Source organism: Nocardioides daeguensis (assembly GCF_019192965.1).
GTDB classification, from domain to species: Bacteria; Actinomycetota; Actinomycetes; order Propionibacteriales; family Nocardioidaceae; genus Nocardioides; species Nocardioides daeguensis.
Map to the genome: position 1 here is coordinate 98,906 of NZ_JAHTKU010000004.1, position 13,815 is coordinate 112,720.

A 13,815-nucleotide genomic window follows, 5' to 3' on the forward strand; every position below is an offset into this window, starting at 1 on the left:
TCATGACGACGTCCATGGCGGGGGCCGGCTCCGCGCTCGCCACGCTGGGGGTCCGCAAGGCCGCGGTCCTCCTCATCCAGATGGGCAAGGAGCGCGCCGCGCAGGTGATGGCGCACCTCAGCGACGCCGAGGTCGAGGCGATCTCCGGCGAGATCGCCCGGCTGGACGCGGTGTCGGCCAGCGAGACCGCGCAGGTGCTCACCGAGTTCCACGACCTCGCGACCGCGCACGCCCACGTCACCCAGGGCGGCTTCGGCTTCGCCCAGCAGCTGCTCGAGCAGTCGCTGGGGCCCGAGCGGGCCAAGGAGATCATGGAGCGGCTGCACGCGGCCGCCGTCCAGATGCCCTTCCAGTTCCTGCACCGCGCGGATCCCGCGCAGCTGCGCGGGTTCATCGCCGACGAGCACCCGCAGGTGATCGCGCTCGTGCTCGCCCACATGGCCGCCGACAAGGCGTCCCTGCTGCTCAGCGGCCTGCCGGCCCACCAGCAGGCCCTGGTCGCGCACCGGATCGCCGTGATGGACCGGACCTCGCCCGAGATCGTGCGCACCGTCGAGGCCGTCCTCGAGCGGAAGCTGTCGTCGATGCTGCAACCCACCGAGGTCTCGCGGGTCGGCGGCGTGGACCCGCTGGTCAACATCATCAACCGGTCCGACCGGCCGACCGAGCGGCAGATCGTCGAGGGCCTCGAGGGCCTCGACCCGGCCCTCGCCGACGAGGTCAAGAGCCGGATGTTCATGTTCGAGGACATCACCGGGCTCGACGACCGCTCGGTGCAGCAGGTGCTGCGGCAGGTCGACACCGCCGAGCTCGCGCTCGCCCTCAAGGGCGTCAGCGACGCGGTCCGCACCAAGATCACCGCGAACCTGTCCGAGCGCGCGGCCGAGAACCTGCTCGAGGAGGTCGAGCTGCTCGGCGCCGTCCGGCTCGCGCAGGTCGAGGAGGCCCAGCAGGGCGTCATCCGCACCATCCGCCAGCTCGAGGAGCAGGGCCAGATCATGGTCCGGCGAGGGAGCGACGATGAGTTCGTCGTCTGAGGCCAGCCTCCCGCGAGCTCGCTCGCGGGAGGCGTCGGCCGAAGAGATCGAGGGCGCGTCCGTCCGAGGGACGAGGACGGAACCGCGTGTCTCGAGATCTCAGTCGATGTCGATGAGCGCCCCGCTGCTTCCCGAGCTGCGGGTCGGCACCTGGACCCGGCTGGGCAGCGACAGCGTGCTCGGCGACCAGGTCACCGAGTCGCTGCTCGACGGTATCGCAACCCAGGCCCGGGACGCCGCGCGCGCCCAGGGGTACGCCGTCGGTTGGGCCCAGGGCCGTCGTACGGCCGACCAGCAGGCGGCGGTCGAGGAGGCCAAGCGCGCGGTCATCCACGCTGAGGCGGAGGCCCGGCGTGAGGCCGAGCACCGCGCGGCGCTCGACGCGCTGGGCCAGGCTGCCGAGCAGGTCAGGGGGCTGCTCGACGACCTGGCCCGTTCGGTCGAGGCGCAGGCGACCGACCTCGCCTGGGCCCTGACCACGGCCGTGGTCGGCGCCCAGGTAGCGCACCTGGGCCCCCAGGACGTCGTCACCCGGGTGCTGCAGGTGCTGCCGCCGACCCCGGTCGGCCGGCTGCGGCTGCACCCGTCGGCCGCCGCGTCACCGGCCGCGCAGGACCTGGCCGAGCGCGGCCTGGAGGTCGTCGCCGACGCGAGCCTCGGCCCGATCGACGCGATGGTCGAGGGCACCGACGGCTCGGTCGTCGACCTGCGGATCGACGAGGCGATGTCCCGGGTCCGGGAGGTGCTGTACCCGTGACCACCACCCTCGTCGCCGCGGACGTCCGCGAGGCGGCCGTCGCCGCCGCCGCTCCCCTGCACCTCGGCACCGTCGCCGAGCTGGTCGGCCTCCACCTCGAGGTGCGCGGCCTGCCCGACGCCGCGGTCGGCGACCTGCTCGAGGTCCGGACCGCGACCGGCCCGCTCCTCGCCGAGGTCGCCGCGCTGCGCACCGGCAGCGCCATCTGTCTCCCACTCGGCACCACGACCGGCGTCCGCGCCGGCGACGTGGTCCGCGCGACCGGCGGCCCGCTGCGGATCCAGGTCGGCGCCGCCCTGCTCGGCCGGGTGCTCGACGGCCTCGGCCGCCCCGTCGACGGCGGACCCGCCCTGGCGTCGCTGCCGGCGCTGGAGACCGTGTCGACCGAGCTCGCCACCCCCGACGCCCTCAGCCGGCCCCGGATCACCGAGCCCCTCGGCTCCGGCGTCCGCGCCCTCGACGCGCTGGTGCCCGTCGGCCGCGGCCAACGGATCGGCATCATGGCCGGCTCCGGCGTCGGCAAGTCGTCCCTGCTCTCGATGATCGCCCGCGGCACCGACGCCGCCGTCAACGTGATCGCTCTGGTGGGCGAGCGCGGCCGCGAGGTCCGCGAGTTCATCGACGGCGACCTCGGCCCCGAGGGCCTGGCCCGCTCGGTCGTCGTGGTCGCGACCTCCGACGCCCCGGCCGTCGAGCGGCTGCGCGCGGCGTTCACCGCCACCCGGATCGCGGAGTGGTTCCGCGACGGCGGCCGCGACGTCGTGCTGATGATGGACTCGCTCACCCGGGTCGCCATGGCCCAGCGCGAGATCGGCCTGTCCGCGGGCGAGCCGCCCGCCACCCGCGGCTACCCGCCCAGCGTCTTCGGCCTGCTGCCGCGCCTCCTCGAGCGCGCCGGCACCTCGGCCACCGGCTCGATCACCGGCATCTACACCGTCCTCGTCGAGGGCGACGACCTCCAGGACCCGATCGGCGACACCGCCCGCTCGATCCTCGACGGCCACGTCGTGCTCTCCCGCGACCTCGCCACCGCCGGCCACTTCCCCGCCATCGACGTGCTGGAGTCGATCTCCCGCGTGCACCGGGCCGTCACCACGCCGGAGCAGCAGCAGGACGCCGGCCGGCTGCGGCGGATGCTCGCCGCGCACCGTTCGGTCCGCGAGCTGGTCGAGATCGGCGCGTACGTCGCCGGCGCGGACTCCGACGCCGACGCCGCCCTCGCCCGGCTGCCGCAGATCGAGGCGTTCCTGCGCCAGTCGATGGACGACATCACGCCGCGCGCCGAGGCGTGGGACCAGCTGAGCCGGGTGGTGGCGTCGTGAGCCGCACCCAGCGTCAGGTGCACGGCGACGACCGCGGTCTGGCCGCCGTCGCCCGGGTCCGCGAGGTCCGCGAGACCGACAGCCGGATCGGCCTGCAGCGCGTGCTCGCCGAGGAGGTGGCGGTGCGCGCCCGGCTCGGGAGTCTCGAGGCCGGCATCGCCTCCGCGCCGGTGCCCGCCGTCACGACGGCGGCCGAGCTGGTCTCCGCGCGCACCCGGCTCGCCCACGTCGGCATCCTCGTCGGCGAGACCCGCAAGCAGGCCGCGACCGCCGAGGTCGTCACCGCCGACACCCGCGCCCGCTGGGGCGCCGACCGCGCCCGGCTGGCCGCGGTCGAGCATCTCCTCGAGCGGCGCGCCGCCCGTCGTCGTACCGAGGCCGAGCGGCGGGCCGCCCGCGACGCCGACGACCTCGCCGCTCAGCGCTGGGCACGGGGTGCGCGATGAGCATCGACCACGTGACCGCCCGGATCGGCGAGATCCAGGCCCGCCTGGCGCAGTTCGCGACCGTGCGAACCACGGGCACGACCGGCACGAACGGCAGCTTCGCCACCGAGCTGGCCGGCGCCCGGGTCGCCACCACCGCGGCCGCGGGCTCCGTCACCGGCGACCAGGTCGTCGCCGAGGCCCGCAAGTACGTGGGCCTGCCCTACGTGTGGGGCGGCACCGACCCGACCAAGGGGATGGACTGCTCCGGCCTCGTGCAGGTGGTCTACAAGAACCTCGGGTACGACCTGCCGCGCGTCTCCAACCAGCAGGCGCGGGTCGGCACTCCCGTCGCCAGCCTCGCGCAGGCGCAGCCCGGCGACCTGCTGGCCTGGGACAACTCCAGCCGCAACAACGGCGTCGACCACATCGCGATCTACATCGGCGGCGGCAAGATGATCGAGGCCCCGCGCACCGGCCTCGACATCCGCGTCGTCGACGTCCCGTCCACGCCCGACGTGATCCGCCGGATCATCGACCAGCCCGCGACCGGCGCCGCCGCGGCCTCCCCCGCCGCGGCGCGCGCGGCCACCGGGACGCCGTACGCCGACCTGATCGATGCCGCCGCCGCCCGGACCGGCGTCCCGGCGAACCTGATCGCCGCCGTCGCGAAGCAGGAGTCCGGCTTCGACGCCCGCGCCGTCAGCCCCGCCGGAGCCCAGGGCCTGATGCAGCTGATGCCCGGCACCGCGAAGGGGCTCGGTGTCACCAACCCGTTCGACCCGGCCCAGGCCATCGACGGCGGCGCCCGGCTGCTGCGCTCCCTGCTCGACCGGTTCGGGCGCACCGACCTCGCGCTGGCGGCGTACAACGCCGGAGCCGGCGCGGTCTCCCGGTACGGCGGCATCCCGCCCTACCAGGAGACGCAGAACTACGTCCGCAACGTGATGGCGATGGTGAGCTGACATGAGCATCACTCCGTTCCGGGCGGGCCTGCCCACCCCGGTCCCCACCGACGGCGCCCCCGCCGCCACCGACCAGTCGGGCGAGCCGGGTGTGGTCTTCGGCGACGCGCTCGCCGCGGCGCTGCTCGCGACGGTCCCGCTGCCGACGACGCCCGCCCCGGCGCCGAGCCTCGAGACCACCGGGCCCGATGCCGGGGCCGGGCTGCTCGCGAGCCTCCCGGCAGCATCCCCGGAGGTTTCGAGGCTCATCGCTGGCGCCGCCGCGCCGGTGGTTGAGGTGCGAGGCGCCCCGGCGCCGAGCCTCGAAACCACCGGACCCGAGGCCGGAAGCCAGCCCCTCGCGAACCTCCCGGCAGCATCCCCGGAGGTTTCGAGGCTCGTCGCTGGCGCTCCTCACACCTCAACCACCGAAGAGCTCGTCGCTGGCATCCTTCACGCCTCCGCCACCGCAGGGCTCGTCGCCGGCGCTTCGCACACCGCGACCGCCGGAGCCCCCACCGTCGAGCGGGCCGTGGTCCAGCAGGTGTTCCCCGAGGTCACCCGCCTGGTCACGAGCACGCCGACCGACCGGCCCGGCACCCACCGGATCACCCTCACCCTGCAGCCCGAGCAGCTCGGCGAGGTGCGGGTGACCCTGGTGGTCAAGGACGGCGCCGTCCAGGTGCGTCTGGCCGGCAACGCCAACGACCTGGCCGGCAGCGCGGCGGTCCACCGGGCGCTGAGCAGCGGCGTTCTCGAGCTGCAGCGGCTGCTGGAGCGCGCCGGCGCCACCGAGGCCCGGGTGCTGGTCCGCGACCCGTTCAGCCCCACGGCGCCGCAGCCCACCGCGCCGAACGCACCGGTCGCCGCGACCAGCCAGCCCGGCGGCAGCACCGTCTCCGCCGACGCCGGCCGCGAGGGGGCGTCCGCCCAGAACCGCTGGTCGGGCGACTCCGACCAGCGCCGGCAGCGGCGCGACGTACCCGAAACCCCGCTCCTGGCACCGGTCGGCACCCCGACCACCGCCCCGACCACCACCCCGTCCGGTCAGCTCGACCGGACCCTGTGAGGAGGAAGAGATGTCCGTCTCCAGCACCGAAGGCGTCGGCTACGGCGTGACCGGTACGGCGACCACGGGCGCCACCGGCACGTCCGGGACGTCGAAGACCGCCGACAAGGACATGTTCCTGCAGCTGATGGTCGCGCAGATGAAGTACCAGGACCCACTCAACCCCACCGACTCCTCGCAGTTCCTCGCCCAGACGGCCCAGTTCACCGCGCTGGAGAAGATGCAGGACGTCGCCGACCAGACCGCGATGATGCTGAGCACCCAGCTCGCCTTCGGAGCGAGCTCGCTGATCGGGCAGACAGTGCGCTGGTACGACGCGACGGGGGCCGAGCAGTCCGGCGTCGTGCAGGGCACGACCTACCTGGCCTCCGGCCCGGTCCTCAGCGTCGACGGCACGACCGTGCCGGTCACCGACGTGATCAGCGTCGGCGACGCACCCACCATCAAGGCGCCCACCACCAGCGGTGGTGGCACCTACGTGCCGCCGAGCGGCACCCCGTCCACCACCGCCTGACCCACCCGCCTGAAGGAGAACCACCATGCTTCGCTCGCTCTTCGCCGGCATCTCCGGCCTCCGCGTGAACCAGACCATGCTCGACGTCACCGGCAACAACATCGCCAACGCCAACACCACCGGCTTCAAGTCGTCGACCACCGTCTTCTCCGACACCCTCAGCCAGATGCTCACCGCGGCCTCGGGCGGCAACGCCGAGCGCGGCGGCACCAACCCGATCCAGGTCGGCCTCGGCGTCCAGCTGGCCGCGACGATGGCCAACTTCGGCCAGGGCTCGGCGCAGCTCACCGGCCGCCCGACCGACGTGATGCTGCAGGGCGACGGCTTCTTCGTGCTGCGCGACGGCCTGGAGAACGTCTACACCCGGGCCGGCGCGTTCACCTTCGACCAGGCCGGCCTCCTGGTCGCGCCCAGCGGCATGCGGGTCCAGGGCTACGCCCTCGACGCGGCCGGCCTGCCGGCCGGCGCACCGGGAGACGTCGACCTGCACATGATCGACGCCACGCTGCCGGCCGGCGTGGAGCTGACGTCGTACTCGATCTCCGCGGACGGCAAGGTCCGGGGCGTGTTCTCCGACGGCGTGCAGCGCGACATCTGCCAGCTCGCCGTCGCGGACTTCACCAACCCGATGGGCCTGGAGAAGATCGGCGACACCGCCTTCCGCGAGTCCGCCAACTCCGGCGCCGTCCAGCTCGGTGTCGCGGGCCAGGGCCAGCGCGGCCAGATCATGGCGGGTGCCCTGGAGATGTCGAACGTCGACCTGTCGGCCGAGTTCACGAACCTGATCCTCGCCCAGCGCGGCTTCCAGGCCAGCTCCCGGGTGATCACGACCAGCGACCAGGTGCTCGAGGAGCTCGTCAACATCAAGCGCTAGCGCCGATCCGGGTGCGGGAGCGCACGCGGGCCCGTCGACGGCTCATCAAAGGCTCACCGAAGGCTCAGGGTCCCGGGGACCTGGCCGATGGGACCTGCGGAACGCCACGGAGGGCGCTCCCCACCCGATCCACGCACACGGAGGTGCCGCGGTGATCTCGCTGACCCGACTCTCGGGAACCACGTTCGTGATGAATGCGGACCTGATCGAGCGCGTCGACTGCACCCCGGACACCGTGGTGACCCTGGTCGACGGCACCAAGTACATCGTGGCCGAGTCCCTCGACGAGGTGCGCGACGCCGTCATCGACTACCGCTCGGCCATCGTGGCCCGGGCGGCACTGCCGGAGGCGTCCACCGTCGCACCGGTACGAGCGCGGCAGAACCGGCTGACCGCCGTACCCCCGCGAGGAGTGACCCCGTGAAGGACATCGCAACCCCGGTCGGCATCGTCGCCGGCCTGGTGATCATCGTCGTGGCCAACGTCCTCGAGGGCGGCAACCCGATGAGCCTGCTGCTGCTCCCGCCGATGCTCCTGGTGCTGGGGACGACGATCACCGTCACCATCGCCGGCGGCACGATGAGCGACGCCAAGGCCGCGGTGAAGGACGCGAAGCGGGCGTTCACCGGTTCGGTCGAGCCGGCCGAGGCGCTCGTCCCGCAGGTCGTCTCGCTCGCCGAGCGGGCCCGCCGCGAGGGCCTGCTGGCCCTGGAGGACAGCCTGCGCGACATCGACGACCCCTTCCTGGTCAAGGGCGTCACCATGGCCATCGACGGCACCGACCCCGAGGACGTCCGCGAGATCCTCGAGGCCGAGCTGCGCGCCAAGAAGCGCGACGACAAGCAGGCCGCGAAGTTCTTCGGCGACGCCGGCGCCTACGCCCCGACCATCGGCATCATCGGCACCGTCATGGGCCTGGTCCACGTGCTCGAGAACCTCGCGACCCCCGACGAGCTCGGTCACCTCATCGCCGGCGCCTTCGTCGCCACCCTGTGGGGCGTCCTGTCGGCCAACGTCATCTGGCTGCCCATCTCGAGCCGGCTCAAGCGGCTCGGCGAGCTGGAGTGCGCCCGGATGGAGGTCGCCATCGAGGGCGTCGCCGCCATCCAGGCCGGCGCCAACCCCCGCCTGGTGGCGGAGAAGCTGCGCTCCCTGCTGCCGACCGGCACCGTCGAGCGCGAGGCGGCCTGATGTCCTCCGGCAAGGCAGGTCGCGGCACCAGCCCGCCCCGCCGCCGCCACCACGAGGAGGAGCACGAGGACCACGGCGCCGGGCACGAGCGCTGGCTCGTGACCTACGCCGACATGGTGACCCTGCTGATGGTGCTGTTCATCGTCATGTTCGCGATGTCGAACGTGGACGAGAAGAAGTACGAGGAGCTCAAGGAGGGCCTCGCCGTCGGCTTCGGCCGGGAGCAGTCGATCCTCAACGGCGCCAGTCCGGTCAGCAACGCCAAGGGCGTCACCGCCGAGAACGCGTCCTTCGAGATGCTGCTCGCCCAGGTTCCGGAGAACCAGCGCGAGACCGTCACGAAGATCCTGCAGGAGTCGGACCGGCTCAAGAGCGAGCGCACCCAGGGCGCCGCCCGCGCCGAGGTCGACCGCCTGCTCAAGGTCTGGAAGAAGATCGACAAGGCGTTGCGCGACCAGGGCCTGCGCGACGACGTGCGCGCGACCATCGACGAGCGCGGCCTGGTGGTCAGCCTGGTGTCGCAGCACGTCGTGTTCGACCCCGACATCGCCGAGCTGACCGAGCGCGGACGGCGCGTGGTCGACGCCATCGCGCCGGTGCTGGCCGAGCTGCACGAGCCGATCGAGCTCGACGGCCACACCAACCAGGAGCCCGTGAAGCCGCGCTACTACCCCTCCGACTGGGAGCTGTCGCTGGCCCGCGCAGCCAACGTGCTGCACCGCCTCGAGGACACCCACGGCATCCCCGCCCGCCGGCTGCGCGCCACCGGCTTCGGCCACACCAAGCCGCTCGTCGACCCGGCCCGCACCGGCTCGCAACGGGTCAACAAGCGCGTCGACGTCCTGGTCCTCAGCCAGCAGCCGGCCGAGACCCGCGCCCTCATGGGACAGGCGTACGACGAGCTGCGCCGCGAGGCCGGACTCGAGGGCCTCCCCATCGACCCCGCCGGCGACGGCACGGCCTCCGGACCGGACGCCGCCGCCCGCCCCGCCCCCGCAGACAGCCGAGAGGAACGACCGTGAGCACCACCGTCGCCGCACCCGCGGCCACCGCAGAGGCCGCCGCCAAGGGCGGCAAGGGCCGGACGATCGGCATCGCCATCCTGCTCCTCGCCCTGGTCGGCGGCGGCGCCTGGTTCTTCGTGCTCAAGCCCAGCGGCGACGCCGGACCCAAGCCGGGCGAGGTGGTCACCCTCGAGGCGATCCAGGTCAACCTCGCCGGCGGCCACTACCTGCGCCTCGGCATGGCCCTCCAGCTCACCGAGGGCACCCAGGAGGCCGACGGCAGCAAGGCCCTCGACGCCGCGATCACCGTGTTCAGCGGGCTCCCGGTCGGCGAGGTCAACAAGCCGGACGTGCGTGAGGCCCTGCGCAAGCAGCTGCTCGACCGGCTCAAGGAGCGCTACCACCACGAGGTGATGGAGGTGTACTTCACCGAGTACGTCACCCAATAGCTCGCTTCGCTCGCGAAAGGCATTGCGCTCGCTTCGCTCGCCGCCTTGCCGTTCCGGTCAACCAGGCTCGCTGCGCTCGCGGCCGACCGGGACCCTCCCGGGGACCCTGCATAGCCCGAAGTGACCACGGGACCCTGACCGCCCGGTGCCCTGGCGACCCCTCAGGTCCGGCACCGCGGCGACGATGGGCTCGTCGTGACCCTCCAGCGGCCGCGCCGCCGGCCTCGCACGGCCGAACCCACGCCGTACGACTTCCGGCGACCGATCCAGCTCTCGCGCGAGCACCAGCGCACCCTGCAGCTCGGCTTCGACAGCTTCGCGCGCCAGGCGACGACAGTGTTCACGAGCTCGCTGCGCACCGTGTGCACGGTCGCGCTCACCGGCATCGAGCAGCGCACCTACGCCGAGTACGTCGACAGCCTCGGCCCGTCGACGTACATGACCCTGTTCACGGCCGACCCCATCCCCGGCACCGGCGTGCTGGAGATCCCGCTGTTCGCGACGATGTCGTGCCTCGACCACATGCTCGGCGGGCCCGGCTCCGACGAGCAGCCGGACCGGCCGCTGACCGAGATCGAGGACGGCGTGATCCGCGGGCTGGTCGAGCGGCTGCTCGGTGAGATGCGCTACGCCCTCGACGGGATCGTGACGCTGGAGCCGAACGTCACCGGCATCGAGTACAGCCCCCAGTTCGCCCAGGTCGCCAGCGCCGCCGACGTGATGGTGGTGGTGACCCTCGAGCTCAAGATCGGCGAGCGCGCGCACCGGATGTCGGTGTGCCTGCCGTTCAGCGGCCTGCTCCCCCACCTCACCAACGCCACCGGCAACGGTGCGGTCTCCGACCGTGAGCGCGCCCAGCGCGCGCGCTCCGCACACCTGCTGCAGGAGCAGTTCCAACGGGTTCCCGTGTCGGTCTCGGTCCGGTTCCGGCCGATCCCGGTCGACCCGGCGACGCTGGCCGACCTGCGTCCCGGATCGGTGCTGCGGCTCAACCACCCAGCGTCCGCGCCGCTGGACGTGACCGTCGCCGGCAACACCTTCGCCCATGCCACCCCCGGCGCCCGTGGCCAGCGCCTCGCCGCCCTCATCGTCACCACGCCCGAGGAGTCCTGATCCCATGACCGACGTACTCGACCCCGCCCTGCTCGCCGAGGCCGTCGCGGTCGCCGCGGCCGGGTCCCTGCCGGCCGTCACGCCGCTGACGCCCGGCCCGGCCCAGCCCGGCTCGCCGCACGTCACCGCGGCCTTCGCGGGCGGCGCCATCGCCGAGCTCGACGGCGGGGTGCCCGGCGCGGTCGTCGTCCTTGTCGGCACCGAACTGGTCGAGGCCCTCGCCAGCAGCCCGATCGGAGCGCTCGACGTCGCCTCCGCCGTCCAGCCGGCCCTCGACGCCGCGGCCCGCCAGCTCGGCGCGCACGCCCGCAGCGCCCGCACCCTCGACCTCGACGCGGCGGGGTACGACGTCACCGCCGAGCTCGGTGGCCCGTTCAGCACCGTCCCGCTCATCGGCGCCGGCATCGCGGCCGCCGTCCTCGTCCCCGAGGCCACCCTCGCCGGGGCCCGCGAGCCGATCACCGAGGACGCGGCGCCCGCCGCGTCCGTGCTGGCCGACGCCGTCGAGGACGCTGCCTCCGAGCCGTTCGTGCCCGCGTTCGGCGCCCCGGCCGCACCGCCGCGCGGCCTGGAGCTGCTCCAGGGCGTCGACATGGAGGTCACCGTCGAGCTCGGTCGCACCCGGATGACCGTGCGCGACCTGCTCGCCCTGACCCCGGGCGCCGTCCTCGAGTTGGACCGCGCCGCCGGCAGCCCCGCCGACCTCCTCGTCAACGGCCGTCTCGTCGCCCGCGGCGAGGTCGTCGTCGTCGACGAGGACTTCGGCCTGCGGGTCACCGAGATCCTCGACGCGAACGCCGCGGTCTGACCCCGATGTCCGACAGCGTGAGCCTGGGCGAGCTGGCCGTTCGCCTGGTCGGCTCGCTGGCGCTCGTCGTCGGGCTGCTGCTGCTCATCGCCCGCTTCGCCAACCGCCGGTTCAAGGCGCCCGCCGGCGCCGCGATCCAGGTCGTCCAGCGCCAGGCGCTCGGCCGCGGTCAGGGGGTCGCCGTGGTCTCGGTCGGCACCCGCATCCTGGTGCTCGGCACCACCGAGCAGCAGATCACCCTGCTCGCCGAGGTCGAGCCGGACGAGATCGGGCTGGACCTGAGCCCGACCGATCCGGTCGCCGCGGACGCCGACGTCGATGTCGATGCCGCTGTCGACGTCGACGCCGCCGTCGACGGGTACGGCCGCCCGGCGGGGCCGCGCCACGCACGCGTCGTTCCCGCCTCGAGCCCCCTCTCCGGCTCGGTGCTCTCGCCCCAGACGTGGAAGGACGCGATGGCGGCCGTCACCAGGAAGCGGGCGTCGTGACGACGCTGTCCCTGACGCTGAGCAGGGTGGCCTTGGTGCTGGCCGAGCCCAGCGGCCCGAACGGCCCCGACGGGCCCGGCAAGGGCGGCGGCACCGTGCAGATCGACCTGTCGGGGATGACCGACAAGCCGAGCAACAGCCTGCTGGTCTTCTTGGCGCTGACCCTGCTCAGCCTGCTGCCAGCGATCGTGCTGACCTGTACCAGCTTCACCAAGATCCTCGTCGTGCTCGGCCTGACCCGCAACGCGCTCGGCCTGCAGCAGACCCCGAACAACCAGGTGCTCGCCGGCCTCGCCCTGTTCCTGAGCCTGTTCATCATGTCGCCGGTCCTCTCCCAGGTGAACGACGACGGCGTGCAGCCCTACCTCGACGGCGACAAGACGACGCAGGCCGCCTTCCACGACGGCATGGAGCCGTTGCGCGCGTTCATGCTCGACAACACCGACGACGGCGAGCTGCAGCTGCTCACCAGCGTCGCCGACCGCAAGCTGCCCGAGAACCGCGACGACGTCTCGACCGCCACCCTGATCCCGGCGTTCGTGCTCTCCGAGCTCAAGGACGCCTTCGTCATCGGGTTCATCATCTTCATCCCGTTCCTCGTCATCGACATCGTCGTGAGCGGGGCGCTGATGAGCCTCGGCATGATGATGATGCCGCCGGTGATGGTGTCCTTGCCGTTCAAGCTGTTGCTGTTCGTGATGGTCGACGGATGGGCCCTGATCATCAAGGCGCTCGTCGCGTCGTACGGGACCGGTTAGCGAGGGACGACGATGACCGACACCGCGATCATCGAGATCGCCCTCAAGACCATGCTGGTGGCGCTCAAGCTGTCGGCGCCGATCCTCGCGACCTCGCTGGTCATCGGCTTCGCCATCTCGCTGTTCCAGTCGATGACGCAGATCCAGGAGTTCACCCTCTCCTTCGTCCCCAAGCTGGTGGGCGTCGGGCTGGCCATGCTGTTCTGCGGCAACTGGATGCTGCACACCCTGATGGCGTTCACCCGCGAGCTGTTCGACCTGCTCCCCGGCCTGCTCGCCTAGGCGACGTCATGGTCCTCTCCGTCGACGGAGCCGCGCTCAGCGCCCTGCTGCTCGCCTCGGTGCGGGTGGTGGCGTGGCTGGTCGTCGTACCCCCGTTCGCGACGCGGGGCATCCCCACCATGGCCAAGGTGGTCCTCGCGCTCGGCCTGTCGCTGGCGATGGCGCCGACCCTGGCCACCCAGGACCTGCCCGGTACGACGCCCGCGCTCGTGATGGCCACCGCGGCGCAGGCGCTGATCGGCGTGGGCATGGGCTACGTGACGATGCTGCTGTTCTCGGCGGTCGGCGCCGCGGGTTCGCTGGTCGACGTGTTCGGCGGCTTCGCGCTGGCCGCAGCGTGGGACCCGCTCGCGATGAACTCCAACACCGTCTTCGGCCGCTTCCACCAGCTGCTCGCGACCGCACTGCTCGTCGTGTCCGGCGGGCACCTGATCGTGATCGGTGGCCTGCTCAGCACCTTCCGGTACCTCCCGCTCACCGGCATGCCCGACCTCTCGAGCTGGGACGGCGTGCTGCTGACGGCGTTCTCGATGTTCTTCACGGTGGCGGTGCAGATGGCGCTGCCGATGATCGCGGTGCTCTTCGTCGCCGACCTGGCGCTCGCACTGCTCACCAAGGTGGCGCCGCAGCTCAACGCGCTCAGCATGATGTTCCCCGCCAAGGTCGGGCTCACCCTGCTCCTGCTCGGCCTGTCCTTCCCGATGATCCCGGATGCGCTCGACCGTCTCGTGACCTACGCCAACCAGGCGATGGCGACGATGGCAGGAGCGGGGTGATCGT

18 protein-coding genes are annotated in these 13,815 nt (G+C 72.8%); all 18 read left to right on the forward strand.

Going from position 1 to position 13,815, the window contains the following annotated elements; genetic code table 11:
• Positions 1-2 precede the first annotated feature (2 nt).
• The gene (gene fliG / locus KU893_RS03370; RefSeq protein WP_246591742.1) at positions 3-1,037 is read left to right on the forward strand and encodes a flagellar motor switch protein FliG; all 1,035 of its coding nucleotides are present in this window, start codon (positions 3-5) and stop codon (positions 1,035-1,037) included.
• 112 nt (positions 1,038-1,149) lie between these two features.
• Positions 1,150-1,794 carry a FliH/SctL family protein gene (locus tag KU893_RS03375; protein ID WP_218232909.1) on the forward strand — a complete coding sequence of 215 codons (645 nt, stop codon included), beginning with the start codon at positions 1,150-1,152 and terminating at the stop codon, positions 1,792-1,794.
• A complete protein-coding gene (locus tag KU893_RS03380; protein ID WP_218232910.1) occupies positions 1,791-3,116 on the forward strand; it encodes a FliI/YscN family ATPase in 1,326 nt (441 codons plus the stop codon). Before KU893_RS03375 ends, KU893_RS03380 begins: the two co-directional genes overlap by 4 nt.
• Positions 3,113-3,562, forward strand: coding sequence for a flagellar FliJ family protein (locus KU893_RS03385; protein WP_218232911.1), 450 nt, complete (start codon positions 3,113-3,115; stop codon positions 3,560-3,562). Before KU893_RS03380 ends, KU893_RS03385 begins: the two co-directional genes overlap by 4 nt.
• On the forward strand, positions 3,559-4,506 hold the full coding sequence (locus tag KU893_RS23115) for a transglycosylase SLT domain-containing protein (protein ID WP_218232912.1): 948 nt from the start codon (positions 3,559-3,561) through the stop codon (positions 4,504-4,506). The genes KU893_RS03385 and KU893_RS23115 overlap by 4 nt, the downstream gene beginning before the upstream one ends.
• A 1-nt stretch (position 4,507) precedes the next feature.
• Positions 4,508-5,554: a flagellar hook-length control protein FliK gene (locus KU893_RS03395; protein ID WP_218232913.1), complete on the forward strand. Its 1,047-nt coding sequence runs from the start codon at positions 4,508-4,510 to the stop codon at positions 5,552-5,554.
• A 10-nt stretch (positions 5,555-5,564) separates the two neighbouring features.
• Positions 5,565-6,068: a flagellar hook capping FlgD N-terminal domain-containing protein gene (locus tag KU893_RS03400; RefSeq protein ID WP_218232914.1), complete on the forward strand. Its 504-nt coding sequence runs from the start codon at positions 5,565-5,567 to the stop codon at positions 6,066-6,068.
• Positions 6,069-6,093: 25 nt separating this feature from the next.
• A complete protein-coding gene (locus KU893_RS03405; RefSeq protein ID WP_218232915.1) occupies positions 6,094-6,942 on the forward strand; it encodes a flagellar hook protein FlgE in 849 nt (282 codons plus the stop codon).
• A 151-nt stretch (positions 6,943-7,093) separates the two neighbouring features.
• Positions 7,094-7,366 carry a flagellar FlbD family protein gene (locus tag KU893_RS03410; protein WP_218232916.1) on the forward strand — a complete coding sequence of 91 codons (273 nt, stop codon included), beginning with the start codon at positions 7,094-7,096 and terminating at the stop codon, positions 7,364-7,366.
• Entirely contained in the window at positions 7,363-8,133 is a 771-nt protein-coding gene (locus KU893_RS03415) for a motility protein A (protein WP_257440842.1), read from the forward strand. Before KU893_RS03410 ends, KU893_RS03415 begins: the two co-directional genes overlap by 4 nt.
• A complete protein-coding gene (locus KU893_RS03420) occupies positions 8,133-9,155 on the forward strand; it encodes an OmpA/MotB family protein (protein ID WP_218232917.1) in 1,023 nt (340 codons plus the stop codon). The genes KU893_RS03415 and KU893_RS03420 overlap by 1 nt, the downstream gene beginning before the upstream one ends.
• Complete coding sequence (locus KU893_RS23120) at positions 9,152-9,586, forward strand: flagellar basal body-associated FliL family protein (RefSeq protein ID WP_218232918.1); 435 nt, start codon at positions 9,152-9,154, stop codon at positions 9,584-9,586. The genes KU893_RS03420 and KU893_RS23120 overlap by 4 nt, the downstream gene beginning before the upstream one ends.
• Positions 9,587-9,781: 195 nt before the next feature.
• Positions 9,782-10,699: a flagellar motor switch protein FliM gene (locus KU893_RS03430; protein ID WP_257440843.1), complete on the forward strand. Its 918-nt coding sequence runs from the start codon at positions 9,782-9,784 to the stop codon at positions 10,697-10,699.
• A gap of 4 nt (positions 10,700-10,703) precedes the next feature.
• Positions 10,704-11,507: a flagellar motor switch protein FliN gene (fliN, locus tag KU893_RS03435; protein WP_218232919.1), complete on the forward strand. Its 804-nt coding sequence runs from the start codon at positions 10,704-10,706 to the stop codon at positions 11,505-11,507.
• Between the two features lie 5 nt (positions 11,508-11,512).
• Positions 11,513-11,995: a flagellar biosynthetic protein FliO gene (locus KU893_RS03440; protein WP_218232920.1), complete on the forward strand. Its 483-nt coding sequence runs from the start codon at positions 11,513-11,515 to the stop codon at positions 11,993-11,995.
• On the forward strand, positions 11,992-12,753 hold the full coding sequence (fliP, locus tag KU893_RS03445) for a flagellar type III secretion system pore protein FliP (RefSeq protein WP_257440844.1): 762 nt from the start codon (positions 11,992-11,994) through the stop codon (positions 12,751-12,753). Before KU893_RS03440 ends, fliP begins: the two co-directional genes overlap by 4 nt.
• Before the next feature lie 12 nt (positions 12,754-12,765).
• Positions 12,766-13,035, forward strand: coding sequence for a flagellar biosynthesis protein FliQ (fliQ, locus tag KU893_RS03450; protein ID WP_218232921.1), 270 nt, complete (start codon positions 12,766-12,768; stop codon positions 13,033-13,035).
• Positions 13,036-13,043: 8 nt separating this feature from the next.
• Entirely contained in the window at positions 13,044-13,811 is a 768-nt protein-coding gene (locus tag KU893_RS03455) for a flagellar biosynthetic protein FliR (protein ID WP_218232922.1), read from the forward strand.
• Positions 13,812-13,815 lie beyond the last annotated feature (4 nt).